Annotated in this window: 20 protein-coding genes; 8 read left to right on the forward strand and 12 right to left on the reverse strand. The window is 68.2% G+C overall.

Going from position 1 to position 25,066, the window contains the following annotated elements; all coding sequences use genetic code 11:
- Nucleotides 1-3 precede the first annotated feature (3 nt).
- The 5 genes from CK625_RS04330 to CK625_RS04350 form a co-directional block, all read right to left on the reverse strand.
- Entirely contained in the window at nucleotides 4-1,725 is a 1,722-nt protein-coding gene (locus CK625_RS04330; protein WP_172425082.1) for a C13 family peptidase, read from the reverse strand.
- Nucleotides 1,726-2,036: 311 nt separating this feature from the next.
- Nucleotides 2,037-2,849 (reverse strand): sulfite exporter TauE/SafE family protein, encoded by an 813-nt coding sequence (locus CK625_RS04335; protein WP_095538959.1) that lies wholly within the window; start codon nucleotides 2,847-2,849, stop codon nucleotides 2,037-2,039.
- Nucleotides 2,850-2,940: 91 nt separating this feature from the next.
- Nucleotides 2,941-4,908 carry a TRAP transporter large permease gene (locus CK625_RS04340; RefSeq protein ID WP_095538960.1) on the reverse strand — a complete coding sequence of 656 codons (1,968 nt, stop codon included), beginning with the start codon at nucleotides 4,906-4,908 and terminating at the stop codon, nucleotides 2,941-2,943.
- 23 nt (nucleotides 4,909-4,931) lie between these two features.
- Nucleotides 4,932-5,555, reverse strand: coding sequence for a TRAP transporter small permease subunit (locus CK625_RS04345; protein ID WP_095538961.1), 624 nt, complete (start codon nucleotides 5,553-5,555; stop codon nucleotides 4,932-4,934).
- 158 nt (nucleotides 5,556-5,713) lie between these two features.
- Nucleotides 5,714-7,147, reverse strand: a complete 1,434-nt coding sequence (locus tag CK625_RS04350; protein ID WP_095538962.1) for an SLC13 family permease — start codon at nucleotides 7,145-7,147, stop codon at nucleotides 5,714-5,716.
- Between the two features lie 412 nt (nucleotides 7,148-7,559).
- On the opposite strand from CK625_RS04350, the gene CK625_RS04360 reads away from it, so the two are divergent.
- Nucleotides 7,560-8,642, forward strand: coding sequence for a TRAP transporter substrate-binding protein (locus tag CK625_RS04360; RefSeq protein WP_095538964.1), 1,083 nt, complete (start codon nucleotides 7,560-7,562; stop codon nucleotides 8,640-8,642).
- A 135-nt stretch (nucleotides 8,643-8,777) separates the two neighbouring features.
- Here CK625_RS04360 and dxs read toward each other — a convergent pair whose 3' ends face one another.
- The 3 genes from dxs to xseB all read right to left on the reverse strand — a co-directional run bounded on the left by dxs (nucleotide 8,778) and on the right by xseB (nucleotide 12,139).
- Complete coding sequence (gene dxs / locus CK625_RS04365) at nucleotides 8,778-10,745, reverse strand: 1-deoxy-D-xylulose-5-phosphate synthase (protein ID WP_095539103.1); 1,968 nt, start codon at nucleotides 10,743-10,745, stop codon at nucleotides 8,778-8,780.
- Between the two features lie 103 nt (nucleotides 10,746-10,848).
- Entirely contained in the window at nucleotides 10,849-11,853 is a 1,005-nt protein-coding gene (locus CK625_RS04370; protein ID WP_429001291.1) for a polyprenyl synthetase family protein, read from the reverse strand.
- A 46-nt stretch (nucleotides 11,854-11,899) separates the two neighbouring features.
- Nucleotides 11,900-12,139: an exodeoxyribonuclease VII small subunit gene (gene xseB, locus CK625_RS04375; RefSeq protein WP_095539105.1), complete on the reverse strand. Its 240-nt coding sequence runs from the start codon at nucleotides 12,137-12,139 to the stop codon at nucleotides 11,900-11,902.
- 553 nt (nucleotides 12,140-12,692) lie between these two features.
- Between xseB and CK625_RS04380 the strand changes: the two genes are divergently transcribed.
- The gene (locus CK625_RS04380; RefSeq protein ID WP_095538965.1) at nucleotides 12,693-13,832 is read left to right on the forward strand and encodes an aromatic ring-hydroxylating oxygenase subunit alpha; all 1,140 of its coding nucleotides are present in this window, start codon (nucleotides 12,693-12,695) and stop codon (nucleotides 13,830-13,832) included.
- An 89-nt stretch (nucleotides 13,833-13,921) separates the two neighbouring features.
- Here CK625_RS04380 and CK625_RS04385 read toward each other — a convergent pair whose 3' ends face one another.
- The 3 genes from CK625_RS04385 to rnhA form a co-directional block, all read right to left on the reverse strand.
- Nucleotides 13,922-14,581 (reverse strand): methionine ABC transporter permease, encoded by a 660-nt coding sequence (locus CK625_RS04385; protein WP_095539106.1) that lies wholly within the window; start codon nucleotides 14,579-14,581, stop codon nucleotides 13,922-13,924.
- Nucleotides 14,574-15,761 carry a methionine ABC transporter ATP-binding protein gene (locus tag CK625_RS04390; protein ID WP_095538966.1) on the reverse strand — a complete coding sequence of 396 codons (1,188 nt, stop codon included), beginning with the start codon at nucleotides 15,759-15,761 and terminating at the stop codon, nucleotides 14,574-14,576. The genes CK625_RS04385 and CK625_RS04390 overlap by 8 nt, the downstream gene beginning before the upstream one ends.
- Nucleotides 15,762-15,885: 124 nt before the next feature.
- Nucleotides 15,886-16,326, reverse strand: coding sequence for a ribonuclease HI (rnhA, locus tag CK625_RS04395; protein ID WP_095539107.1), 441 nt, complete (start codon nucleotides 16,324-16,326; stop codon nucleotides 15,886-15,888).
- A gap of 257 nt (nucleotides 16,327-16,583) precedes the next feature.
- On the opposite strand from rnhA, the gene CK625_RS04400 reads away from it, so the two are divergent.
- Nucleotides 16,584-17,606, forward strand: a complete 1,023-nt coding sequence (locus CK625_RS04400; RefSeq protein WP_238945495.1) for a Bug family tripartite tricarboxylate transporter substrate binding protein — start codon at nucleotides 16,584-16,586, stop codon at nucleotides 17,604-17,606.
- A gap of 70 nt (nucleotides 17,607-17,676) precedes the next feature.
- On the opposite strand, the gene CK625_RS04405 is transcribed toward CK625_RS04400, so the two are convergent.
- Entirely contained in the window at nucleotides 17,677-18,882 is a 1,206-nt protein-coding gene (locus tag CK625_RS04405; protein ID WP_095538967.1) for a M20 aminoacylase family protein, read from the reverse strand.
- 159 nt (nucleotides 18,883-19,041) lie between these two features.
- Between CK625_RS04405 and CK625_RS04410 the strand changes: the two genes are divergently transcribed.
- The 5 genes from CK625_RS04410 to CK625_RS04430 all read left to right on the forward strand — a co-directional run.
- Nucleotides 19,042-20,103: a phosphoglycerate mutase gene (locus tag CK625_RS04410; protein WP_172425083.1), complete on the forward strand. Its 1,062-nt coding sequence runs from the start codon at nucleotides 19,042-19,044 to the stop codon at nucleotides 20,101-20,103.
- 73 nt (nucleotides 20,104-20,176) lie between these two features.
- Complete coding sequence (recJ, locus tag CK625_RS04415; protein WP_095538969.1) at nucleotides 20,177-21,886, forward strand: single-stranded-DNA-specific exonuclease RecJ; 1,710 nt, start codon at nucleotides 20,177-20,179, stop codon at nucleotides 21,884-21,886.
- Between the two features lie 100 nt (nucleotides 21,887-21,986).
- Nucleotides 21,987-24,077, forward strand: a complete 2,091-nt coding sequence (gene dnaG / locus CK625_RS04420) for a DNA primase (protein ID WP_095539109.1) — start codon at nucleotides 21,987-21,989, stop codon at nucleotides 24,075-24,077.
- Between the two features lie 135 nt (nucleotides 24,078-24,212).
- Entirely contained in the window at nucleotides 24,213-24,689 is a 477-nt protein-coding gene (locus tag CK625_RS04425; RefSeq protein ID WP_238945497.1) for a DUF302 domain-containing protein, read from the forward strand.
- Between the two features lie 132 nt (nucleotides 24,690-24,821).
- Nucleotides 24,822-25,066, forward strand: a 245-nt coding sequence (locus tag CK625_RS04430) for a transposase domain-containing protein (RefSeq protein WP_172425090.1), incomplete at its 3' end; no start/stop codon positions are given.

Genomic DNA, 25,066 nt, shown 5'->3' on the forward strand with positions numbered 1-25,066 from the left:
AGCTCATTGCCCAGGCTCTGAGCGAGTCGGCTGCTGCCAGCGTTGCCAGTGCTGGTCCAGCCACTGCAGGTATTCGGGGCTGGCGTCGAGCATGGGCTCGGAGTGCTCGATGCGCTCCTGGCTGCGCTGCGCCAGGGCCTGCACGGCTTCGGGCATGGCCTCCAGCCGCGCCTCGGGCGACAGCTCTTCTGTGGCGGCGGCCTGGCCCTCGCCCGGCTGGGGCTGCAGGGCGCGTTCCCATTGCTGCACCAGCGCGCTGGCCTGCGCAAAGGCCTGGCTCAGGCCCAGGCCAGCGGCGGCGGGTTTGGCCAACACTTCCTTGAACAAGGCCCGGCCAAAGTAGGTGAACTCGTTTTCATCGGCGCAGCCGAACGAGGCGCGGTCGGCGCGCGAGGCCGTGATGACCAGCGTGTGCGGATCGCGCAGCGCCGGGACGAAGCCGCCCGAGTAGCAGGCCGAGACGATGACCACGCGGTGGCGGATGCCCGATTCGCGCAGCAGCCGCCCCAGCGTGGCCGCCGGCAGATCGCGCAGCGGCATGCCGCGCATCTGCAAACTCAGCTCATGGTCGCGCGAGCCGTGGCTGGTCAGAAACAGCAGCAGCACGTCGCGCTGCACGTCCATGACCTGGGCCAGCGCCTTGATGCTGCGGCGCAGGCTTTCCTGCGTGGCCAGGGGCGTCTGCGCCACGCCGGTTCGGCTGTTGATCAGCGCCAGCGAGCGGCCCCGGGTGCCGTAGCGCGAGTCCAGCAGCTCGCGCACATAGGTCGCCTCGCGGCGAAACACCTCCTCCGTGCCGTCGCCTGCGACCACCAGCGCGTACAGATCGACCTGCTGCGGGTCCTGCGGGCGCAACTGCGCGAAGGCGCGCGCCAGCAGCGCATTCTGGTTGTACAGCGCCGTGTCGATGTTGGCCAGCCACTGCTCGGGCGTGTTGGGCGCGGCATCGCCGCCCTGCTCCCCGCCCAGCCAGCGTCCGGCGCGCCACTGGCCCTTGAGCTGGCGCTGGCCGTCGGCCTGGGGCTTGGCCAGGCGCAACGTGCCCTGGCCATGCATCAGGCCCTGCCTGAACTCGCCCCGATAGACCGCGCCATCGGCGCGGCGCAGTGTGCCGCTGCCGTGCGGCAGGCTGGCGTACAGCTGGCCCTTGTAATGCGCGCCGTCCGGGTAATGGACCACGCCGCGGCCCTGGATGCTCAGGCCGCCTTCGGCAAAGCGCCCTTCGATGCGCGTGCCATTGGGCAGCACGATGCGCCCTGCCCCCGTGGGCATGTTCTCTTCGATCCGGGCCTCGTAGCGCACGCCATCCCGGTCAATCAACACGCCTGGACCACGCGCCTGCCCTTTCTCGAAGCGCCCTTCGATGCGCTGCCCGTCTACCAGCTCCAGCACCCCTTGGCCATGCGGCAGGGCGTCGGCGAACTCGCCCGTATACACCTCGCCATCGGCATAACGCAGGCGCCCATGGCCCGACAGCACACCGGCGCGAAACTGCCCTTGGTAGCTGCTGCCATCGGGCAAGCGCAGCTGCCCCTGGCCATGCATTAGCCCTTGCTCGAAGTCGCCCGTATACACCATGCCGTTGCGCCACTCCAGCCGCCCCTGGCCGTGCAGCTGGCCCTGGCGCAGCGGCCCGTAATAGAGCCCGCCATCGGGCGTGCGCGCATCGGGCGCGCTCGGCTTGGCCAGCGCCACGCCTGCGGCCAAGCCCAATGCCAGCGCCATTGACAGCGCAGCCGCGATGCGCCTGGCCTGCCCGCCACACCCGGCCGCGCCACGGCCGGCCCTTGCTCGGTTTGTTTCCCACATGCTGTTGCACCTCTTTGATTGTTGGCCTGCCCCGGCCTGGCCATTGCTGGCGCAGATTGTGGCACGGCGCACGGTCACGCCCATTCACGCATGGTCACGCCCAACCTGACCCGGTGCGGGAGTGCTGCGGCGTGGTCGCCATTGACATGGCGCGCGCTCAGCGCCTGCCCTCGCCCTGCCCTCATCCAGCCCATGCCCGGCTGTGCAGGCAGGCCACCGTCAAGCCGTCAGGCCAGGGCCTTGTGGAGCATGTGCGCGCCCAGCCCGTACAGCACCACGGCCAGCACGCGCTTGAGCCGGGCCACGGGCAAGGCATGGGCGGCCCTGGCGCCCAGCGGGGCCATCAGCACGCTGCAGCAGGCAATGACCAGCAGCGCCGGCAGCCAGACGTAGCCCAGCGACAGCGGCGGCAGGCCCGGCACGCCCTGGCCGCCCAGCACATAGCCCACGGTGTTGGCCAGCGCAATTGGAAAGCCCAGCGCAGCGCTGGTGGCCACGGCGTTGTGCACGGCCACGTTGCACCAGATCAGAAACGGCACGCTGACGAACCCGCCGCCAGCGCCCACCAGGCCGGAGAGAAAGCCGATGATCCCGCCCGCCCCCAGCAGGCCAGCCGTGCCAGGCAGCTGCCGGCTGGCTGCGGGTTTGCGGTCGAGCAGCATCTGCGTGCCGGAAAAGAACACGAAGGCCGCAAAAATCAGCGCCAGGCCAGGCCCTTTGAGCAAGGCAAACACCCCCAGGCTGGCGGCCATGGCCCCCAGCACAATGCCTGGCGCCAGGCGCCGCACCACGCCCCAGCGCACCGCGCCGCGCTTGTGGTGCGCGCGCAGGCTGCTGATGGAGGTGAAGACGATGACGGACATGGCAGTGGCAATGGCCATCTTCAGGGCCAGGCCTGGCTCCACCGCGCGCGCGGCCAGCAGGGCCGAGAGAAACGGCACCATGATCATGCCGCCGCCAATGCCCAACAGGCCAGCAAGAAAACCGGACACCAGGCCCAGCGAGGCCAGCGATGCAATGAACCAAGGCTCCAAAGGCATGGTGTTGTTGCTTTCGTATCTGGTCAGCAGGTCAATGCTGCGCGCAGGGCCGCAGCCTCAGGCCAGGCCAGGCCCAGAGGCTGCTCACCCATCAGCCGCCCATCGCCCTGCGCACGGCATCGGCGGCCGCGTCCTCATCGCTGGATACGGCCTGCGGCTGCTCGGCCTGGGCAGGCATGGGCTGTTCGGCGCCAGCCTCGGGCGGGGGCTGCTGCAAGCCAGGCAACAACAAATCGCCGCTGCCGCTGTCCGCCGCCGCGCCGTTGTCTGCTTGGCCAGCGCTTGTATCAGCGCTCTGGCTGAATGGGTCGTTGATGCTTGGGCTGAAAAGATCATTACCTCCACCGGCCCCGTCGCCATAGCCCTGGCTGAACGGATCGTTGGCGCTGCCGCCATCTCCATAGCCCCCGGTGCCGAGGGCATCGAGCATTTGCGCGCCAGCGGCTTCCAGATCCACCTCAACGGGTTTGTCCAAACGGCCCGTGACCAGGCCAGGGAAGGCCACCAACATGCCAACCATGAACAACTGGATGAACAGGAACGGGATGGCGCCGCGGTAGATCTGCATGGTCGTCACCGGCTCCACCACCTGGCGCGTGACGCGATCCACATAGGGTTTATCCGGCGCGACCGAGCGCAGGAAGAACAGCGCAAAGCCAAACGGCGGGTGCATGAACGAGGTCTGCATGTTCATGGCCAGCAACACGCCAAACCAGATCAGGTCAATGCCCATGGACTCGGCCACCGGCGCCAGCAGTGGCACGACGATGAAGGACAGCTCGAAGTAATCCAGGAAGAAGGCCAGGAAGAACACCAGCACGTTCACCACGATCAAAAAGCCCACCTGGCCGCCGGGCAGCGCAGACAGCAGGTGCTCCACCCACAGCGGGCCATCGGCAGCCTGGAAGACCATGCTGAACGTGGTTGCGCCGATCAGGATGAACATCACGAAGCTGGTCAGCCGCGTCGAGGCCGCCAGCGCCTGCTTGAACAGCGCCATGTCCAGGCGGCGGCGCAGCACGCCCAGCACGATGGCGGCCATGGCGCCCATGGCGCCGCCTTCGGTGGGCGTGGCAATGCCCAGGAAGATGGTGCCCAGCACCAGGAAGATCAGCAGCAGCGGCGGAATCAGCACGAAAGTCACGCGCTCTGCCAGTTGCGACAGCAGGCCCAGGCCCAACAAGCGATTGACGCTGGCAATGACGAAGGCCACGAAGGTGCCGCCACACAGCGCAGTAACGATTTTTTCGTCCAGCGGCACGTCCTGCACCGGCTGGCCGCTCCACCAGGTGTGCAGCTGCGCCATTTGCGAGGCCAGCAGCAGCGACACCACGGTCGACAGGCCCAGCAGCACCATCAGTGAGGGATAGCCAGAGCTGCCATTGGCCTCGCGGTAGGTGCGCGCCTCAGGCGGCAGCGCCGGCACGCGCTCGGGCTTGAAGATCGCCAAAAACAGCACCCAGGCCACATAGCAGCCCACCAGCATCAGCGCCGGCACCATCGCGCCCTTGTACATATCACCCACGCTGCGATTGAGCTGGTCGGCCATCAAAATCAGCACCAGCGAGGGCGGAATGATCTGCGCCAGCGAGCCCGAGGCGGCAATGGCCCCGCTGGCCAGGCGCCGGTCGTAACCGTAGCGCAGCATGATGGGCAGCGAGATCAGGCCCATGGAAATCACCGAGGCGGCCACCACCCCGGTCGTGGCCGCCAGCAGCGCGCCCACGAACACCGCCGCCAGCGCCAGGCCGCCACGGATCGGGCCGAACACCTGGCCGACCGTCTCGATCAAGTCCTCGGCCATGCCGCTGCGCTCCATCACCAGCCCCATCAGCGTAAAGAACGGCACGGCCAGCAAAGTATCGTTGGCCAGAATGCCCAACAGGCGCTGCGGCAGCCAGGCCAGGATCGAGGACGGAAACACCCCCAGCTCGATGCCGATGAAGCCAAACAACAGCCCGCAGGCCCCCAGGCTGAACGCCACCGGAAAGCCCAGTAGCAAGAACACCACCAGCCCCGCAAACATGATCGGGGCGTAATTGCTCGCAATGAATTCCATGCTCGTGTACTCCGGCTGCGCGATCAGGACTGGGGCTGGCCCGCTGCAGGCTGCGCCCCCTGCTCTTCTTGCGTTTGCTGGCGCAACGCCTCGGCCAGTTCCTGTTCGGCCGTGGCCTGACTCAAGCGGCCCATCGGGTCAGGGCCCTGGCCGCGCAAAAAGGCAATGCGCTTGATCAACTCTGACCACCCCTGCAGCATCAGCAGCGTCACGCCCACCGGAATGGCCAGCCACACTGGCCAGCGCACCAGGCCGCCGGAATTACCCGAAGTCTCACCCGACTGGTACATCTGCAGCACCACCGGCCAAGTCAGGTAAATGATCACCAGGCACAGCGGCGTGAGAAACAACGCAAAGCCCACGATGTCAATCCAAACCTGCACCTTCTTGGGCAAGCGGCTGTTGAGCACATCAATGCGCACATGCTCACGGTGCAGCAGCGTATAGCCGGCCGCAATCAGAAACGACCAGGCGAACAAATACCACTGGATCTCCAAAAACGCATTGGAGCTGACCCCCAGCAACTTGCGCACCAGCGCATTGACGGCGCTGATCAGCGTGGCCACGAAAATCAACCAGATCGCATAGCGGCCAATGAAGGCATTGAGCCAATCAACGCCCCGTGAAAAAAGCAGCAGCAGGTTCATCTCTGTAATGGGCTGGGGGAGTGGGGGCCGGGGCAGGCGCCGCACCGGCCAGGCCGCACGCCAGGCGGCCATTTTGAAGAGGCGCGATTGTACGAACTCCCACCCCCGCCAAAGCGCCCAAAAGGCGCGATACCGTGAAAGTACCTAAGCACCTGTCCTCACAACAGGAAATAGGCCCACAGCGACACGACGGCGGCGCACAGCAGGTTCAGCACCAGGCCGGCGCTCATCATCTCCTGCTGGCGGATCAGCCCGGAGCCGAACACGATGGCATTGGGCGGCGTGGCCACGGGCAGCATGAAGGCGCATGAGGCGCCTATGCCGATCACCATGACCAACATTTCCCTGGGCATGCCCAGTTCGGTGGCGATGCCGGCAAAGACTGGCACCAGCAAGGCCGCCGAGGCCGTGTTGCTGGTGAACTCCGTCAGAAAAACGATGAAGACGGCCACCACCGCCACAACCACCAACGGGTGGGCCTGGCCGAAGGTGCCCGCCACGGCCTGGCCCAGCGCGGCCGAGGCGCCGGAGTTCTTCATCAGCGCGCTCAGCGTAATGCCGCCGCCAAAGAGCATGAGCACGCCCCAGTCGGTGTTCTCGACCACGTCGCGCCATTGCACCGTGCCCAACAGCACGACGGCCACGGCCGCGGCCAGGGCAATGAAACTGTCGATGGAGGCAATGCCCGTGGCCTGCGCGATGGCGCTGCCCATGATCCAGGCGGCGGCGGTGGCGCAAAACACCAGCACGGTGAGCACGCGTTGCGGCGTCCAGGCGATGAGCTCCTGCTGCCGGGTATCGACACGCTGGCTGAAATCAGGGCGCAGCACCGCGTACAAGGCCATCAGCATGGTGGGCAGCAACAGCAGCATGATGGGCAGGCCCAGCCGCATCCAACCCCAGAAATCCAGGCCCAGGGCGCGCGCCGCAATGCCGTTGGGCGGCGAGCCCACGTAGGTGCCCATGCCGCCGATGCTGGCGCAGTAGGCCACGCCCAGCAGCACAAAGACAAACGTCTTGCGCTGCCTTTCGCGGTCGATGTGGCCCATCAGGCCCAAGGCCAGCGGCAGCATCATGGCGGCGGTGGCCGTGTTGCTGATCCACATGGAGAGAAAAGTGGTCACGGCAAAGAGCAGCAGCACGGCCACCCGCATATTGCCGCGCGAGAGCGAGATCACCCACAGGGCAATCTTGCGATCGAGCTGCTGGATGTGCAGCGCCGTGGCCAGGGCAAAGCCGCCAAAGAACACGAAGATGATCGGATCGGCGAAATGGGCCAGCACCGAGCGCGTGTTCATGTCCGGGATTTTGAACAGCAGCGCCAGCAGCGGCACCATCAGCGCCGTGACCGTGATGTGCAAGGCCTCGGTGAACCACAGCACCGCCACAAAGCACAGAATCGCCAAGCCGCGATTGACCATGTCCTCGTAAGGCAGCACGTGGTAGAGCCCGAACGCCAGCAGCGCCGCCACCAGTGTGATGAGCAGCCCGCGCAAGCTACCCGCAGGCTGAGCTTGCGCCGGCGCAGGCTGGGCTGCAGTTTGGGTTGCGGGCTGGGCCGCGGGATGGGAAGCGGACTGGGACTTTGGCATGCAATGTTCCTGGTTTGCCGTCAAAGCCATGATCCTCTGCGCTGCGCACGCCTTGGACAAGTGGGGTTTTGCAGGGGGCGCCCATGCCAGCCGGCCCGGTGCCTGCCCTGCCAGGCGCCAGCGTCGCACCGCAAGCCATGGCGAAATCCCCAAGACGCAGTGGTTTTGGCACTGCCAAGGGATGGCCTCGCTCGCCTGATGGAAAAACTCTGCGCCCCAAACACCGCTGAGCAGTGTCTCCAAGACCATCCTGGCGCAACAATCCTGACGCTTGGATTGCAGGGCTGTTGCGGCCCAAAAACAGGGCTTTCCCTCAGCCGCAGCGGGCAGGCTTTTCACTAGAATCCAGGGGCTTTTTTTGTGACCCCCGCCTGGCAGGGCCAGGCACTGACCTCTGATCGGAGAAACACACATGGACCGTCGTTCCATTCTCAAAGGCGCTGGCATTGCCGGCGTGCTCGCAGCGGGCGTGGCGCCTGCCGTTCACGCGCAAAGCACTGTGCGCTGGCGTCTGGCCTCGAGCTTTCCCAAGTCGCTGACGACGCTGTTTGGCGCGGCCGAGAAGATGGCCGCCGAGGTCAAGGCCCTCTCGGGCGGCAAGTTCGAGATTTCCACGCACCCCGCCGGTGAGCTGATGCCCGCCTTCGGCGTGGTCGATGCGCTGCAGGGCGACACCATCGAGATGGCGCAGACCGCTGCCTATTACTTCACCGGCAAGAGCCCGATCTTCGCCTTCAGCTGCGCCATTCCATTTGGCCTGACCACGCTGCAGATGAACGCCTGGAAGGACCATGGCAATGGCCGCAAGTACCTCGATGCCTTCTTCGAGCAGTACAACTTCTTCACCGCCAGCTCGGGCAACACGGGCACGCAGATGGGCGGCTGGTACCGCAAGGAGATCAAGTCGGTCGAGGATTTCAAGGGCCTGAAGATGCGCCTGGGCGGCGGCCTGTTTGGCGAGGCCATGGCCAAGCTGGGCGTGGTGGCGCAGAACATCCCGGCCGGTGACATCTACACCGCGCTGGAGAAGGGCACGCTCGATGCGGTGGAGTTCGTCGGCCCGCTGGACGACGAGAAGCTGGGCCTGAATAAGGTCGCGCCCTACTACTACGCGCCGGGCTGGTGGGAGCCCAGCGCCGAGCTGGAGTTCTTCGTGAACCTGAAGAAGTTCAACGAGCTCTCGCCCGAGTTCAAGGCCATCCTCAAGGCCGCGATGCGCGTGGCTGCGGCCGAGACCACTTCGCTGTATTCGGCCAAGAGCGCCGGCGCGCTGAAGAAGCTGGTGGCCGAGAAGACCCAGCTCAAGCGCTTTGGCAAGGACATCCTGGATGCGGGCTTCAAGGCCTCGATGGAGGTGTTTGCCGAGCACGAGGCCAAGTCCGAGGAGTTCAAGAAGATCTACCAGGATCTGCGCGCCTTCCAGCGCGATCAGATCCTGTGGAACATGGCCTCGGAGTTCCCCTACAACCAGTACATCAACAGCGTCAAGATTTGATGCCTGCCGCCTGCCCGGCGTGCGCGCATGCCGCCCGTGGGGACCAAGCAAAAAGCCAGCTTCGCGCTGGCTTTTTGCTTGGGCAGCCAATGCACGGTGTGCGCCGTGCGTCAGGCCCGCGCGGTCATTGTGCCGTCACGATGCCGCAGCCACGGCAGCGGCAGCCGGGCCTGCGGCCAGCCAGGCGCGGATTTGGCGCTCGATGCCCTGCTCGTCCAAGCCGCATTGCGCCAGCAGTTTGGCCGGGTCGCCGTGTGCGATGAATTGGTCTGGCAGGCCCAACTGCAGCACCGGGCGCGGCAAGCCGGCTTGTTGCAGGGTTTCGAGCACGGCGCTGCCGGCGCCGCCCATGGTGCAGCCCTCCTCCACCGTGACCAGCACATCGTGGCTTTGCGCCAGCTGCAGCAGCAGGGTTTCGTCCAGCGGCTTGGCCCAGCGCATGTTGGCCACGCTGGCATCGAGGCGCTCGGCCGCAGCCAACGCCGGGTACAGCAGCGTGCCAAAGGCCAGGATGGCGATGCGCTGGCCTGGCTGGGCCTGGGCGCCGGCCTGGCGGCGCAGCTCGCCCCGGCCATAGGGCAAGGGCTGCAGGTCGGCCAGGGGCTCGGCGCCCACGCCGGCGCCGCGCGGGTAGCGCACGCACACGGGGTGGTCCTGCGCATAGGCGGTGCTCAGCAGTTGGCGGCATTCGCGCTCGTCGGCGGGGCAAGCCATGGCCATGTTGGGGATGCAGCGCACGTAGGCGATGTCGTAAGCGCCGGCGTGCGTGGCGCCATCGGCGCCGACCAGGCCGGCGCGGTCCAGCGCGAACACCACCGGCAGGTTTTGCAGCGCCACGTCGTGGATGAGCTGGTCGTAGGCGCGCTGCAGGAAGGTCGAGTAGATCGCCACCACGGGCTTGAGCCCTTCGGTGGCCAGGCCGGCGGCAAAGGTCACGGCGTGCTGCTCGGCAATGCCCACGTCGTAATAGCGCTTGGGAAAGCGCTGGTGGAACTCCACCATGCCCGAGCCTTCGCGCATGGCCGGCGTGATGCCGATCAGGCACTGGTCCTGCTCGGCCATGTCGCACAGCCACTGGCCAAAGATTTGCGTGAAGGTGGGCTTGGGCGGCGTCTGCGGCTTGACGATGCCCACCGAGGGGTCGAACTTGGAGGGGCCGTGGTAGGCCACGGGGTCGGCCTCGGCCAGCTTGTAGCCCTGCCCTTTCTTGGTGACCACGTGCAGGAACTGCGGGCCTTGCAGATGGCGCAGGTTTTCCAGCGTCGGGATCAGCGAGTCCAGGTCGTGGCCGTCGATGGGGCCGATGTAGTTGAAGCCGAATTTCTCGAACAGCGTGGCCGGCACGACCATGCCCTTGGCCTGCTGCTCAAAGCGCCGCGCCAGCTCCAGCAGCGGCGGCACGGGCTTGAGCACCGTCTTGCCCACGTTCTTGGCGGCAGCGTAGAACTGCCCGCTCATCAGCTGGGCCAGGTAGCGGTTGAGCGCCCCCACCGGCGGGCTGATGCTCATGTCGTTGTCGTTGAGCACCACCAGCAGCCGCCCGCCCTCGGCCACGCCGGCGTTGTTCAGCGCCTCGAAGGCCATGCCGGCGGTCATGGCGCCATCGCCAATCACGGCCACGGCCCAGCGGTCCTCGCCCTTGAGGGCGGCGGCCTGCGCCATGCCCAGCGCCGCCGAGATGCTGGTGCTCGAATGCGCCGTGCCGAAGGTGTCGTACTCGCTTTCGCTGCGCAACGGAAAGCCCGACAGGCCGCCGAGCTGGCGCAGCGTGGCCATGCGCTCGCGCCGGCCGGTGAGGATCTTGTGCGGATAGGTCTGGTGGCCTACGTCCCAGACCAGCCGATCCTCGGGCGTGTTGAACACGTAGTGCAGCGCAATCGTCAGCTCCACCGTGCCCAGGTTGGAGCTGAGGTGGCCGCCGGTCTTGGAGACGCTCTCGAGCACGAAGGCGCGCAGCTGCCCGGCCAGCTCCTTGAGCTGCTCGCGCGGCAGGCGGCGCAGCGCGGCCGGGCTGTCGATGCCCTGCAGCAGCGCATAGGGATTGCCGGCGCTGCCTGGCTCAGGGGCGGTGGAAGGGCTTGCGGGGCTGCCGGTATCGCTCATGGTGCTGTGGCTGTTGTGGTGCTTGCGTGGCTTGGCTGGCCCGGGAAGGGCTGGGTCATGGCTCACTGATTGCATGGTGTTCGGTCACGGTCTCTCACGGCCTTCAGTGGCTGCGCTGCACCACCCAGGCCGCCAGCGCGCGCAGCGCGGCCACGTCGGGCAGGCCGGCCTCATCCAGCGCGGCCTCGGCCTGCGCGTGCAATTGTCGCGCCAGGGCCTGCGCGGCCTGCACGCCCAACAGCGACACATAGGTGGGCTTGTTGTCGGCCGCATCCTTGCCGGCGGTCTTGCCCAGCACGCTGGAGTCGGCTGTGGCATCGAGCACGTCGTCCACCACCTGGAAGGCCAGGCCCAGGGCCTGGCCGTAGCGCTGCAGCGCCTGCAGGGCCTGCGCCGGGGCCTCGGGCACGCAGTGCGCCCCCATCAGCACGCTGGCCTGCAGCAGCGCGCCGGTCTTGAGCTCGTGCATGTGCTGCAGCTGCCGCTGATCCATGGGCTTGCCCACGTGCGCCAGGTCAATGGCCTGGCCGCCGGCCATGCCGGCCGGGCCGGCCGCGCGCGCCAGCAGCGCGCACAGGCGCGCCTGCACCACTGGCGCAATGGCCGCGCCGTGCGGCGTGGCCCCCGCATCGCCCGGCTGGGGGGTGAGCAGCTCGAAGGCCAGGGCCTGCATGGCATCGCCGGCCAGCAGCGCCGTGGCCTGGCCAAACTGCACGTGCACCGTGGGCTTGCCACGGCGCAGCACGTCGTTGTCCATGCAGGGCATGTCGTCGTGCACCAGCGAATAGGCGTGGATCAGCTCGATGGCGCAGGCGCTGCGCAGCGCGGCCTCCTGCCAGGCGGGCTGCTCATCGGCCCGGCCTGCGGCCACGGCCTGCTGCGCTGCCAGCACCAGCAAGGCGCGCAGGCGCTTGCCGCCGCCCAGCACGGCATAGCGCATGGCCTGGCTCAAATCCGTGGGCGCGGCCAGCGGCACGAAATGCTCCAGCGCCTGCTCCACCCATTGCGCATGCTGGGCCAGCCAGCCGGAAAAATCCTGCTGGGCGCTGACGGCGCGGCCCGGCGCAGCGGCCAGGCGGGCATGGGGCGTGGGGGTGGATGGGGTCAAGGCAATGGGTCTCCGAAAAACGCTTGCGCCAAGGCCGCTGGCGGGCTCAGGCTTCTTGCTCGCCCAGCGGCCGCACCAGCTGCCCGTCCAGGATCTGCACCTGCGCCTGCACCTGCTGCAGCCGCTCGCTGCAAAAGGCCAGCAGCTGCGCGCCGCGCTGGTAGCCCGCCAGCAGCTGCTCCAGCGGCAGGGCGCCGGATTCGATCTGGGCCAGCAAATGCTCCAGCTCTTGCATGGCCGCCTCATAGCTGGCGGGCTCATTCTTCTTGGACTTGGCGGCGTTCATGGCACAGGGGAAAGAAAACGCAAGACGGGCCTTGGGCGGCCCAGGCGCCAGCGCCAGCGGGCGGCAAAGCGCCTGGCGGCCATCGGCGCTGGCGCGGCATGCCGCGCGCACGAAAACGGCGGATTTTAAGAGCTTGTTCAAAGTCTTGGCGCGAGCGGGCAAAAAGTGGCGGGGTGGGCTGCAAGGCGCAAAACGCGGGCGGCCCGGTGGCGCGGCCGAGGCCTTTCGAGCGCCGCAGACCCGCCCGGCTGGCAGCGCCACGGCCCGGCCTGCGGCGGCAATTCACGTAGGTGCTGCTCAAGCATTCAGCGCGCTTTCCCCTGCCTGGGGGGCACTGATAGAATCGCCCCTCGTTGACCAAGGCCGGGCGGTGCATTGCATTGACCGGCTTGTTTTTTCGTCGCGCGCCTTCAATTGGTTTCATCTTCGCGCGCCGCTCGAAATGACGAAAGCCCATGCCAGCCGGGGCCATGCCAGGCCCCGCGGCGCGCGGCACCAGCGGCCCGGCCCAGACGCACCGGGCCTGTTCGAGTCGTCCATGGATCAGGATGCGATGTCTGATTTGAGTCTTCCCCTGCAGCAGGCCAAGAGCCAGTTGCCCGTCTCCAGCTATTTCGACCAGGCGCTGCTGCAGCGCGAGCTGCAAACCCTGTTTGCCGCCGGGCCGCGCTACATGGGCCACCAGCTGGCCGTGCCCGAGCCGGGCGACTACTTTGCCCTGCCGCAGGAGCAGCAAGGCCGCGCGCTGGTGCGCCAGCGCGATGGCTCGGTGGCGCTGATCTCCAACGTCTGCCGCCACCGCCAGGCCGTGATGCTGCACGGCCGCGGCAATCTGCAGGACAACGCCAAGGGCAGCGCGGCGGGCAACATCGTCTGCCCGCTGCACCGCTGGACCTACAGCGAAAACGGCACGCTGCTTGGCGCGCCGCATTTTCCGCAGGACCCGTGCCTGAACCTCAACCAGTACCGGCTGCGCGAGTGGAACGGCCTGCTGTTCGAGGACAACGGCCGCGACATCGCCGCCGACCTGGCCCGGCTGGGCCCGCGCCATGCGCTGAGCTTCGAGGGCTTTGCGCTGGACCACGTGGAAATGCACGAGTGCAACTACAACTGGAAGACCTTCATCGAGGTCTATCTGGAGGACTACCACGTCGGCCCCTTCCACCCCGGGCTGGGCAACTTCGTCACCTGCGATGACCTGCGCTGGGAGTTCGGGCAGGAATACTCCGTGCAGACCGTGGGCGTGGCCAATGCGCTCCAGCAATCGGGCAGCGCCGTGTACCAGCGCTGGCACGAAGTGCTGCTGCGCTACAACGAAGGCCGCCTGCCCGAGCACGGCGCCATCTGGCTGACCTATTACCCGCACATCATGATCGAGTGGTACCCGCACGTGCTGACGGTCTCCACGCTGCACCCCATCAGCGTGGACAAGACCATGAACGTGGTGGAGTTCTACTACCCCGAGGAAATCGTCGCCTTCGAGCGCGAATTCGTCGAGGCGCAGCGCGCGGCCTACATGGAAACGGCCATCGAGGACGACGAAATCGGCGAGCGCATGGACGCTGGCCGCAAGGCCTTGTTCGCACGCGGCGACAACGAAGTCGGCCCCTACCAAAGCCCGATGGAAGACGGCATGCAGCACTTTCACGAGTGGTACCGCCGCGCCATGGGCTTCGAGGACGCGGCAGGCTAGAGCGTGTTCAAAGCGCCAACCCACACAAAGACAAAGCCCGTGCCGGCAAGTGAGAGCGGCACGGGCTTTGTTTTTGCGCAGGCGCTGGCTCAGCGGTGCTTGAGCCAGTGCACATAGGCATCGCCCAGCCACTGCACCAGCGTCACCAGCACGATCAGGATGGCAATGACGATCAGGCTGACCTGGTTGTCAAAGCGCTGGTAGCCGTAGCGGATCGCCAGATCGCCCAGCCCGCCCGCGCCCACCGCGCCGGCCATGGCGGTGTAGCTGATCAGCGCCACCAGCGTGACGGTGAAGCCGCCGATGATGCCGGGCAAGGCCTCGGGCAGATAGACGTGGCGCACGATGTGCCATTTGCGGCAGCCCATGGCCTGCGCGGCCTCGACCAGGCCGCGGTCCACCTCGCGCAGGCTGACCTCGGCAATGCGGGCAAAGAACGGCGTGGCGCTGATGGACAGCGGCACGATGGCGGCCCACACGCCGATGGAGGTGCCCACCAGATAGCGCGTGACCGGCAGCAGCGCCACCAGCAGCACGATGAAGGGCACGGCGCGAAAGCCGTTGACGACTGCGCCGAACACGCGGTGCACCGCCGGCGAGGCCAGCAGCCCGCCCGGCGCCGTGAGGATCAGCAGCAAGGCCATGGGGATGCCGCCCAGCAGCACGATGGCGCCCGAGACGGACACCATCAGCAGCGTATCCAGCAAGGCCTGCCAGTAAGTGGCCAGCGGAATGCTGAGTTCAAACATGGCGCTCTCCTGAAATTGCGGCCGGGCCGGCATCGCCCAGCGCGACGTGCTCCAGCGCGACGTGTTCCAGCTCGATATGGCCCAGCAGCTGGGCGCTGTGGGCGATGGCCTGCTCGCCCTGGCACAGGGCCTGCAAGTCGGGCAAGGGGGCGCTGCCGCCCACGGCCAGCAGCAAGCGCCCGTAGGCATGGCCCTGGATGCGATCGACCCCGCCGTGCAGCAGGCGCACCGGGCCAGGCAGCGCCTGGGCAATGCGCAGCAAGTCGGGCTCCAGAGCGCCCGCGCCGGTGTAGCCCAGCTGCAGCACGCGCGCATGGCCTGCGCCATCGGCCGGGGCCTGGGGCAGCAGCCGCACGCGCAGCTCGTCGGGCAACTGCTGCTGCAGCGGCGCCAGCAGCGCCTGCGTGGCCGGATGCTGGGGGGCGCCAAACACCTGCCAGACCGGGCCCAGCTCGGCGATGCGGCCTTGCTCCAGCACCAGCACGTGGTCGGCGATTTCGCGGATCACGCTCATCTCGTGCGTGATGAGGATGACGGTGATGCCCAGGCGGCGGTTGATGTCGCGCAGCAGCTGCAAGATGGCCTGCGTGGTCTCCGGGTCCAGCGCCGAGGTGGCCTCGTCGCACAGCAGGATCGGCGGGTTGTGCACCAGCGCCCGGGCAATGCCCACGCGCTGCTTTTGCCCGCCCGAGAGCTGGCGCGGGTACATGGATTTCTTGTCGGCCAGGCCCACCAGCTCCAGCAGCTCCTGCACGCGCGCATGGGTCTGCGCTGCGCTGCAGCCGGCCACCTGCATGGGCAGCGCCACGTTGTCCCACACGGTCTTGAAGGCCAGCAGGTTGAAGTGCTGGAAGATCATGCCGATGCGCCGCCGCTGGCGCACCAGCTCGTGCTGCGACAGGCGGCCGATGTCCACGCCCTCGACCAGCACGCGGCCCTCGGTGGGCTCTTCGAGCCGGTTGATGGTGCGCAGCAGGCTGGACTTGCCCGCGCCACTGCGGCCAATGATGCCGAACACGCTGCCGCGCGCGATGGCCAGGTCGATGCCGGCCAGCGCCTGCAGGGGCCCGGCCGAGGACTGGTAGGTCTTGCCCACGCCCTCGAACACCACGGCCGCATCGGCATGACCAGGGGGCCGCGGCGGCTGAGGCAGCTGCGCCGGCATGGCTTCATGCGTCATTTCTTACTCTCATTCATCAGGGGGCGGCCTGTGGATCACCGCGCGATGGCTGCGGCTCCAGGGCCGCCGGGCACGGCGCAGATGGCACGGCGCAAATGTGCGCCAGGCTCAGGCCAGGGCCTGTTCACCCCAGCTCCTCAACGCCGCGGTTGGCCAGCGCATCGGCGCGCTCGTTGCCGGCAATGCCCGCATGGCCCTTGACCCAGCGCCAGTCGATCTGGTGGCCGCGCTGGTGCACCAACGCATCGAGCTCGCGCCACAGCTCGGCGTTCTTCACCGGCTGCTTGCTCGCCGTCTGCCAACCCTTGGCCTTCCAGCCGTGGATCCATTCGGTGATGCCCTTGCGCACGTACTCGCTGTCCAGATACAGCGTGATGCGGCAGGGGCGCTTGAGCAGCGCCAGCGCCTCGATCACGGCGCGCAGCTCCATGCGGTTGTTGGTGGTGCTGCGCTCGCCGCCCCAGATCTCCTTGCTGTGGCCCTGCGACTGCAGCAGCGCCCCCCAGCCGCCCGCGCCAGGATTGCCTTTGCAGGCGCCATCGGTGTAGATCGTGACCTCGTTCAGGGCGGGGGGCATAGCAGCAAGAAAAACAAAACGCTGGCCGCGCCAAAACCGCGGCAAAAGCGCGCATTCTATGCGGCTGCGTTACCGGGGATGAACTTGCACGCAGGCCCTCCAGGGAATTTGCAGCGCCAGAAAAAGGATTGAGACTGAGCATCAAAACCACTTGCAGCTCATGTATGGTGGCGGCCTGATTGCAACGCGCCAGGCCGGCCTGGCCGGCGCGGCCCATCCACCCCAGCCCCTTTGAGGAGTTTTTCGTGAGCCCCATCCGCCCCCTGAAATCACCGCAGCGCCCCGGCCTGCTGCGGCGCGCCCTGTGCGCCGCCCTGCCCGCTTTGCTGGCCCTGCCGGCACTGGCCCAGGCCCAGCCGGCCGCAGCGCCGTTCCCCAGCCGCACGGTGACGCTGATCGTCAACGGCGGCGCCGGCAGCCTGCCCGATTTGTTTGCGCGCCCGCTGGCCGAGAAGCTGCACGCCGCGCTGGGCCAGCCGGTGGTGGTGGACAACCGCCCCGGCGCAGGCGGCATGGTGGCCATGAAGCAGCTCAAGGACAGCGAGCCCAGCGGCCACACGCTGGCCATCATCACCAACGCCCATGCGGTCTGGAGCCCCTACATCTTCCCCAAGCTCAGCTATGAGCCCGCGCGCGATCTGCTGCCCGTCAGCCCCATTGCCGTGCTGCCCATGGCGCTGGTGGCCCACCCCGGCCTGGGCGCGGCTAACGTGGCCGAGCTGGTCGAAAAGGCCAAGGCCCAGCCCGGCGTGCTGAACTACGCCAGCTCGGGCAATGGCAGCCCGCCGCACGTGCTGTTCGAGTTCTGGCGCCGCCAGGCGGGCATTGAGCTGCAGCACATTCCTTTCAAGACCGGCCCGGATGCGCTGACGGCCACGCTGGCAGGCGATACGCAGCTGTACTTTGCCGGCACGGCGCTGGTCGAGCCCATGGTGCGCCAGCAGCGCCTGAAGGTGCTGGCCGTCAGCCCCCAAGTGGACAGCCCCAGCTTTGCCGGCGCGCCCACGCTGGAGCAGGCCGGCTACCCCGGCTTTGAAAGCGCCGTCTGGCTGGGCGTGGCGGCCCCGGCGGGCACGCCGCAGCCAGTGGTCGAGCAGCTCAACCAGGCCATCGGCCAGGCCCTGCGCGACCCGGGCTTCATCGACACCATGCGCCGCAACGGCTCCATCCCCCTGCACGAGAGCGCGGCCGCGTTCGCGCAGCGCATTGCGCAGGAGCGCAGCCACTGGGGCCCGCAGCTGCAAAAGCTGGGCATCCTGCCCGATTGATGTGGGGCGCCGCTTGCGGCGGCGCGCGGCGGCTGGGGGCTGACCTTCAAGCCGCCAATCAAGCCGCCAATCAAGCCGCCGCAGGCGCCAGCCAGCGCTCGGCCAACCGCGCCAGGTAGCTGGCCCCCAGCGGCAAGATGGCGTCGTTGAAGTCGTAGCTCGGGTTGTGCACCAGGCATGGGCCCTGGCCATGGCCGTCAAGGCGGTGGCTGCCGTCGCCATTGCCGATGAAGGCGTAGCAGCCGGGGATTTTCTGCAGCATGAAGGCAAAGTCCTCGGCGGCCATGATGGGCGCCTGGCGCAGCACGCGCTGCGGCCCGACCAGCTCCTGCAGCACGGCCTGCGCGAACGCCGTCTGCGCCTCGTGGTTGACGGTTGCCGGGTAGATGCGGTTGAACTCCAGCTGCCCGCTGGCGCCGTGGGCGCGGGCCGTGAACTCCACCAGCTCGCGCATGCGCTGCTCGATCACGTCCAGCACCGGCTCGGTGTAGGCGCGCACCGTGCCGCCCATGCGGCATTGCTCGGCGATGACGTTGAAGGTATCGCCGGCCTGCAGCGTCGTGACCGAGACCACGGCCGCCTCCAGCGGCGGCTTGCTGCGGCTGACGATGCTTTGCAGCGCGCCGATCAACTGCCCGGCCACGACGATGGGATCGACCGCCAGATGCGGCATGGCCGCATGCCCGCCCTTGCCCTGCAACGTGATCTTGAACTCGCTGTTGGAGGCCAGCACCGGCCCGCTGGACAGCGCGAACGCGCCCGCCTCGATGCCCGGCATGTTGTGCATGCCGAACACCGCCTCCAGCGGATAGCGCTGCAGCAGCCCCTCGCGCAGCATCACGTCGGCGCCGCCGCCGAACTCCTCGGCCGGCTGGAAGATCAGCGCCACCGTGCCGGCGAAATCGCGCGTCTGCGCCAGGTACTGCGCCGCGCCCAGCAGCATGGCCGTGTGCCCATCGTGGCCGCAGGCGTGCATGCGCCCGGGCGTGCGGCTGGCGTGGGCAAAGCGGTTGAGCTCGTCCATTGGCAGCGCGTCCATGTCCGCGCGCAGCCCCAACATGCGCGGCTGCGCCGCGGCATGCCGGCCCTCGATCAGGCCCACCACGCCGGTGCGCGCCAGCCCGGTGTGCACCTCAATGCCCCAGCTGCGCAGCTTGTCGGCCACCAGCGCTGCGGTGCGAAATTCCTCGAAGGCCAGCTCCGGGTGGGCATGCAGATCGCGGCGGATGGCCGTCAACTCGTCATGGCGCGCGGCAATGGCAGCAATGGGGGACATGGGCTCTCCTGCATCGAAAAACCGCGCATTCTACGAACGCCCAAGCGGCCCCATGAAGTGGCCAATCAAGCGCCCCATGGCATCGGCCGCCCGCGGCCCCAAGCCACCCCAAGCTGCGCGACAATCGCGCCCTTCAACACGCCCATGCCCGCAGCCGCCATGCCCATCACCACCCACATCCTGCCCTTTGCCGCCGTGCACGGCATGCAGGCCTTTTTTGCGGCCAGCGGCGCGCAGCTGCCGCTGCCGGCGCTGCAGGCCCTGCTGGGCCAGGCGGCCGCGCCGCAGTGGCTGAACTTGCCAGGCGACAGCCCGCTCATGCCCCACGAGCTGGCGCTGCTGCAAACTGCCTGGCCCGATGCGGCAGAGGCCGCCGCCGCCGCGGCCACGGCAGCGGCAGGCGCGCCCGGCAGCGAGGGCCTGCCCGCGCTGGCGGCGCTGCGCGCCTTGCAGCATGGCCTGGCCGTGCAGCCCGGCCAGGGCTGGGCGCTGGTCACGCCCTGCCATTTGCAGATCCGCACCGATGCCATCGTGCTGCACGACCCGGCGCAACTGGCGCTGAGCGCGGCGCACAACGCCGCGCTGCTGGCGGCGCTGCGCGCGCTGTGGGGCGATGGCGCACAGGGCCAGGCCGAGGATGGCCTGCAGCTGTGGCCGCTGCCCGATGGCCAATGGCTGGCGCAGGCGCCGTGGCTGGCGGCTCTGGTCATGCCCTCGCTGGAGCGCGTCATCGGCCAGGACGTGCGCCACTGGCTGCCCGGCCTGGGCGGCGCGAGCGGCGCGGCCAGCACCTTGCAGCGCCTGCAGACCGAGGCGCAAATGCTGCTCTACACCCACCCGGTCAACGACGAGCGCGCCGCGCAAGGCCTGGCCCCGGTCAACGCGCTGTGGTTCTCCGGCACGGGCGTGGTGCCGCCGCAGGCCGCCGCCGCGCAACCGCGCCTGGCGCATATCCACCTGCACACGGCGCTGCGCGACGCCGCACTGGCGGGCGACTTCCACGCCTGGGCTGCGCAATGGCAGGCGCTGGACGCCAGCTTGCTGCAACAGCTCTTGACCGCGCCGCCCGGCGCCGAAGGCCCGGCCTGGCAATTGCTGCTGGCCGGCGAGCGGCGCGCCGCCTGGCTCAGGCCGCAGCCGCCGCACTGGCGCCAGCGCCTGCGCCAGGCCCTGGGCCTGCGCCCGCGCGACGCCGCCATGCAGCTGCTGCAGCAACTGTAGATCGACCGCCTGCGCCCCGAACACCTCGATCACAGCACCACCGAACAGGACAACCCAACAGGACAACCCCGCCTTGAAATACCGCCAGCGCCCCGCCGCCCCGCACGCCCAGCAAGCCCTGCAGCAAGCCGGCATTGCGCCGCTGCTGGCCCAGCTCTACGCCGCGCGCGGCATTGCCGATGTTCGTGAGCTGGACACCCGGCTGCAGGCCCTGCTGCCGCCGGCCACGCTCAAGGGCGCGGCCAGCGCCGCCGCCCTGCTGGCGCGCGCCATCGCCCAGCGCCAGCGCATCGGCATCGTGGCCGACTACGACTGCGACGGCGCCACCGCCTGCGCCGTGGCGCTGCGCGGGCTGCGCATGCTCGGCGCGCAAGAGCTGCACTACCTGGTGCCCAACCGCATCGAAGACGGCTACGGCCTCACCCCCCGGCTGGCCGAGCGCATGCACGCCAGCGGCACGCAGCTGCTGGTGACGGTGGACAACGGCATCGCCAGCATCGAAGGCGTGGCCCGCGCGCGCGATCTGGGCATGCAGGTGCTGATCACCGACCACCACCTGCCCGGCCCGGCCCTGCCGCAGGCCAACGCACTGGTCAACCCCAACCAGCCCGGCTGCGCCTTCCCCAGCAAACACCTGGCCGGCGTGGGCGTGATGTTCTACACCCTGCTGGCGCTGCGCAGCCTGCTGCGCGAGCGCGGCCAGTTCACGGCGCACAACCAGCCCCGGCTGGACAGCCTGCTGCCGCTGGTGGCGCTGGGCACCGTGGCCGACGTCGTGCCGCTGGACGCCAACAACCGCCTGCTGGCCAGCCAGGGGCTGGCGCGCATCCGCGCCGGGCACATGCCCGCCGGCATGGCCGCGCTGTTCGAGCTCAGCCGCCGCAACCCGGCGCGCGCCCACGCCAGCGACCTGGGCTTTGCGCTGGCGCCGCGCCTGAACGCCGCCGGCCGCCTGACGGACATGACCATCGGCATCGAATGCCTGCTCACCGACGACGCCCAGCGCGCCGCCGAGCTGGCGCAGATGCTCGAGGACATCAACCGCCTGCGCCGCGACCTGGAAGCGGACATGAAGCAAGTGGCCATCGGCAGCGTGCTGCAAAACCTGGCCCGCGCCCCCCGCCTGCCCGCGGCCATCACCGTCAGCGACGGCGGCTTTCACGAAGGCGTGGTGGGCATCGTCGCCGCGCGCGTCAAGGAGCAATTTCACCGCCCCACCTTCGTCTTCGCCCCCAGCGCCGCCGAGGACGGCGCCGGCCTGCTCAAAGGCTCGGGCCGCTCCATCGCCGGCTTTCACCTGCGCGACGCGCTGGACCTGCTGGCCAAGCGCCACCCCGGCGTGCTGGAAAAATTCGGCGGCCACGCCATGGCCGCCGGCTGCACGCTGCGCAGCCAGGCCCTGCCCATCTTTCAGGACGCGCTGCAGCGCATCGCCGAAGAATGGCTGGACGAAGCCGCCCTGCACGGCCAGACCTGGTGCGACGGCCCGCTGCCGGCGCAATACCGCAGCATCGAAACGGCCGAACTGCTGCAAACCCAGGTCTGGGGCCAGGGCTTTGCCGCGCCGCTGTTCATGGAGCCGCTGCACGTGCTGGAGCAGCGCGTGGTCGCCAGCCGCCACATGGCGCTGAAAGTGCTGCACCACGGCCAGGTCGTCGAAGGCATCTGGTTCGGCCGCACCGAGCGCCTGCCCGAACAGGCCGAGCTGGCCTACCGGCTGGAGACCGACGAATGGATGGGCCGCAAACGCCTGCGCTTTCTGGTCGAGGCCATGGCCGATTGAGCGTTTGTTCAAAGAAAGGGCTGCCCAGCGCACCGGACTGAGCACTGCGCCACGGCGATAATGCGGCCCTTTGCCCCTGGCATTTTCCTGCCCGCACGCCGTGGCCATTCCGCAGCATTTTCTGGACGAGTTGAACGCGCGCACCGACATCGTGGATGTGGTCGGGCGCTACGTCACGCTCAAAAAGGGCGGGGCCAATCTGCTGGGGCTGTGCCCGTTTCACGAGGAAAAGTCGCCCTCCTTCACCGTCAGCCCGAGCAAGCAGTTCTACCACTGCTTTGGCTGCGGCAAGCATGGCAACGCCATTGGCTTTTTGATGGATTACGCCGGCTTGGGCTTTGTCGATGCCGTCAAGGAGCTGGCACAGCGCGCGGGCCTGCCCATGCCGCGCCAGGAGCGCGAATCGCCCACGCAGGCGGCCGAGCGCCAGCAGCGCCGCCAGCAGCAAAAGACGCTGGCCGAACTCAACGCCCAAGCGGCTGCGGCCTACAAGCAGCACCTCAAGCAGGCCAGCGAGGCCATTGTGTATCTGAAGGGCCGGGGCGTGAGCGGCGCCGTCGCGGCGCGCTTTCAACTGGGCTATGCGCCGCCGGGCGAGCACGCGCTGGCGGCGGTGTTCCCAGACTACGCCGACCCGCAGCTCGAAGACGCCGGTCTGGTGATCTACAAGGCTGAAAGCGGCCGCCGCTACGATCGCTTCCGCGACCGGCTGATGTTCCCGATCCGCAATGTGCGCGGCGAGACCATCGGCTTTGGCGGGCGCATCATGGGCAGCGGCCAGCCCAAGTACCTGAACTCGCCGGAGACGCCCATCTTCCACAAAGGCCGCGAGCTGTATGGCCTGTTCGAGGCGCGCCAGGCCATCCGCAGCCAGGGCTATGCGCTGGTCTGCGAAGGCTATATGGATGTGGTGGCGCTAGCGCAATGGGGCTTTGCCAACGCCGTGGCCACGCTGGGCACGGCCTGCACCGAGCACCACGTGCAACTGCTGCTGCGCCACACCGATCAGCTGGTGTTTGCTTTTGACGGCGACAGCGCCGGGCGCAAGGCCGCAGCCAAGGCGCTCGAATGCGCCCTGCCCTTTGCCGACGAGCGACGCAGCATGCGCTTTTTGTTCCTGCCCAAGGAGCACGACCCGGACAGCTTCATCCGCGAGCGCGGCCAGCAGGCCTTTGCCGAGCAAGTCGAGCTGGCCATCCCGCTGAGCCAATACCTGCTGCAAGTGGCCAGCCAGGATTGCCAGCTGGCCACCGCCGAGGGCCGCGCGCGCATGGCGCACCGCGCCCTGCCGCTGTGGGCACTGCTGCCCGAGGGGGCGCTGAAGCTGCAGATCCGTGACGAGGTGGCGCGCATCGCCCAGCTGGCGCGCGAGGATTTGCAGCAGCTCTGGCAGCAGCAGGCCGCCGCCCTGCGCCCCTTGCGCCCTCAAAGCGCCCAGCCCCCCCAAGCCGGCGCGGCCAGCGCGCACGCACACTCACACACGCAAGGCAGCGCCTACGCCCCCGCCGCCATGCCGCCACCGCTGCACGAGCCGTCCATGCAGGCCTGGCCTGATGGGTTCGACGGCCCGCCCCCGGGCCTGCCCTACGAGCCACTGGACGACATGCACGACGGCGGCGCGCCGCAATACCCGCCCGCCGCCTGGCCCGGCGCGCCCGCGCCCCATGCCTGGCCGCCGCGCGACGGGCAGCCGCCCGCATGGCGGCGCAACGCCGCGCACGGCGGCGGCGGGTTGGGCGGCCTGGGCGCTGCGGTGCGCATGCCACAGCGCCTGCGCCCGCTGCGCCGCGAGGAACACGCCGCCTGCGTGCTGCTGGCCCACATGCCGCTGCTGGAGAGCCTGAGCCAGCAGGACCTGGGCCTGCTGTGCCGCCTGCCCGCGCCGGACGGGCAGCTCTTTGCCTGGCTCGACGACCACTACCAGCAGCACGGCGCGCAAAGCTGGGCCGAGCTGCAACCGGCGCTGCAACAGGCCCCGCCCGCCGCTCTGGCCCGGCTGCTGCCGCACATCCAGCGCATCAGCGAACACCCGCTGGAGGACTACCGCGACGAAATCGCCAGCGCACTCAAGCACATCATGATCCGCCAGCTGCAGATCGAAATCGACGCCGTGACGCGAACCTACGAGCACGACAGCCAGGCCGGCGCCAAGCTGCGCCAGCTCACCAGCCACCTGGCCGCGCTGAAGTAAGGGCCTCTGTACAAAATCTCGGTGCCAGCGGGCAAGAAGCGGCCTGGGATGGGCTGCAAGGCGCAAAACGCAGCAGGCGCGCCGCGCCCGCATGGCCTATGATCGCTGCCCTCTTGTTGCACAAGGAGCATGAAATTGCTGAAACTCCCCAAACTCCAAGGCTTGGCGCTTGCCATGGCCATGCTGGGCGGCACGGCCATGGCCGCCGATGAAGCCAAGAAACCGGCCGAAGTGAACGGCCTGCTGACGGTCCAAAGCGCGCACTCGGCCGCAGAGTCGGTCAAGCGCATCGAAGAGGCGCTCAAGGCCAAGGGCCTGACGATCTTTGCCGTCATCGACCACCAACAAGCCGCCAAGGACCACCAACTGGACATGCCAGCGGCCAGCGTCATCGTGTTCGGCAATCCCAAGCTGGGCACGCCGATGATGCAGCAGGCCCCTACGCTGGCCATCGATCTGCCCTCCAAAGTGCTGGTCTGGGAAGATGGCAAAGGCCATGTGTTCGTCTCCATGAACACCGCCAGCTACATGGGCCAGCGCCACCACCTGCCCGAGGCCGTGACCGCGCCGCTGGCTGGCCTGGAAAAACTGGTGCCCGCTGCAGTGCAGTAGAGCACCGCCACGCCACAAGCCGAAAAAAGGGGGCCCTCAAGGCCTAATGCCGTTCACTTAACCCAGTGAACGGCATTTTTGTTGGATAGCTGCGGCACACTTTCTGCCAAGTCATTTTTTTCCTTGGCACAGATGCCCCGCAAACACCACCTTTACCCTGACTTTGGCTCACTCACCCGCAACCTTGACCCTCAATGGATAGCACAAGCCCTGGCAACCACGGGCTGCGCCAGTGTGCGCAAGCGCAAGTTGCCTGCCGAGCGGGTGGTCTGGCTGGTCATTGCCCTGGCGATGTACCGCCACCAATCCATGGCGCAAGTCGTTGCCGACCTGGATCTGGCTCTACCCGATGAGATCAACCCCGACATCGCCAAGAG

Source organism: Vandammella animalimorsus, assembly GCF_002285265.1.
In the GTDB taxonomy this organism is placed as follows: Bacteria; Pseudomonadota; Gammaproteobacteria; order Burkholderiales; family Burkholderiaceae_C; genus Lampropedia.

Coding starts and splice junctions, on each gene's coding strand:
- CK625_RS04330 (WP_172425082.1), bottom strand. CDS start 1,725: ATGGCGCTGGCATTGGGCTTGGCCGCAGGCGTGGCGCTGGCCAAGCCG.
- CK625_RS04335 (WP_095538959.1), bottom strand. CDS start 2,849: ATGCCTTTGGAGCCTTGGTTCATTGCATCGCTGGCCTCGCTGGGCCTG.
- CK625_RS04340 (WP_095538960.1), bottom strand. CDS start 4,908: ATGGAATTCATTGCGAGCAATTACGCCCCGATCATGTTTGCGGGGCTG.
- CK625_RS04345 (WP_095538961.1), bottom strand. CDS start 5,555: ATGAACCTGCTGCTGCTTTTTTCACGGGGCGTTGATTGGCTCAATGCC.
- CK625_RS04350 (WP_095538962.1), bottom strand. CDS start 7,147: ATGCCAAAGTCCCAGTCCGCTTCCCATCCCGCGGCCCAGCCCGCAACC.
- CK625_RS04360 (WP_095538964.1), top strand. CDS start 7,560: ATGGACCGTCGTTCCATTCTCAAAGGCGCTGGCATTGCCGGCGTGCTC.
- dxs (WP_095539103.1), bottom strand. CDS start 10,745: ATGAGCGATACCGGCAGCCCCGCAAGCCCTTCCACCGCCCCTGAGCCA.
- xseB (WP_095539105.1), bottom strand. CDS start 12,139: ATGAACGCCGCCAAGTCCAAGAAGAATGAGCCCGCCAGCTATGAGGCG.
- CK625_RS04380 (WP_095538965.1), top strand. CDS start 12,693: ATGTCTGATTTGAGTCTTCCCCTGCAGCAGGCCAAGAGCCAGTTGCCC.
- CK625_RS04385 (WP_095539106.1), bottom strand. CDS start 14,581: ATGTTTGAACTCAGCATTCCGCTGGCCACTTACTGGCAGGCCTTGCTG.
- CK625_RS04390 (WP_095538966.1), bottom strand. CDS start 15,761: ATGACGCATGAAGCCATGCCGGCGCAGCTGCCTCAGCCGCCGCGGCCC.
- CK625_RS04405 (WP_095538967.1), bottom strand. CDS start 18,882: ATGTCCCCCATTGCTGCCATTGCCGCGCGCCATGACGAGTTGACGGCC.
- CK625_RS04410 (WP_172425083.1), top strand. CDS start 19,042: ATGCCCATCACCACCCACATCCTGCCCTTTGCCGCCGTGCACGGCATG.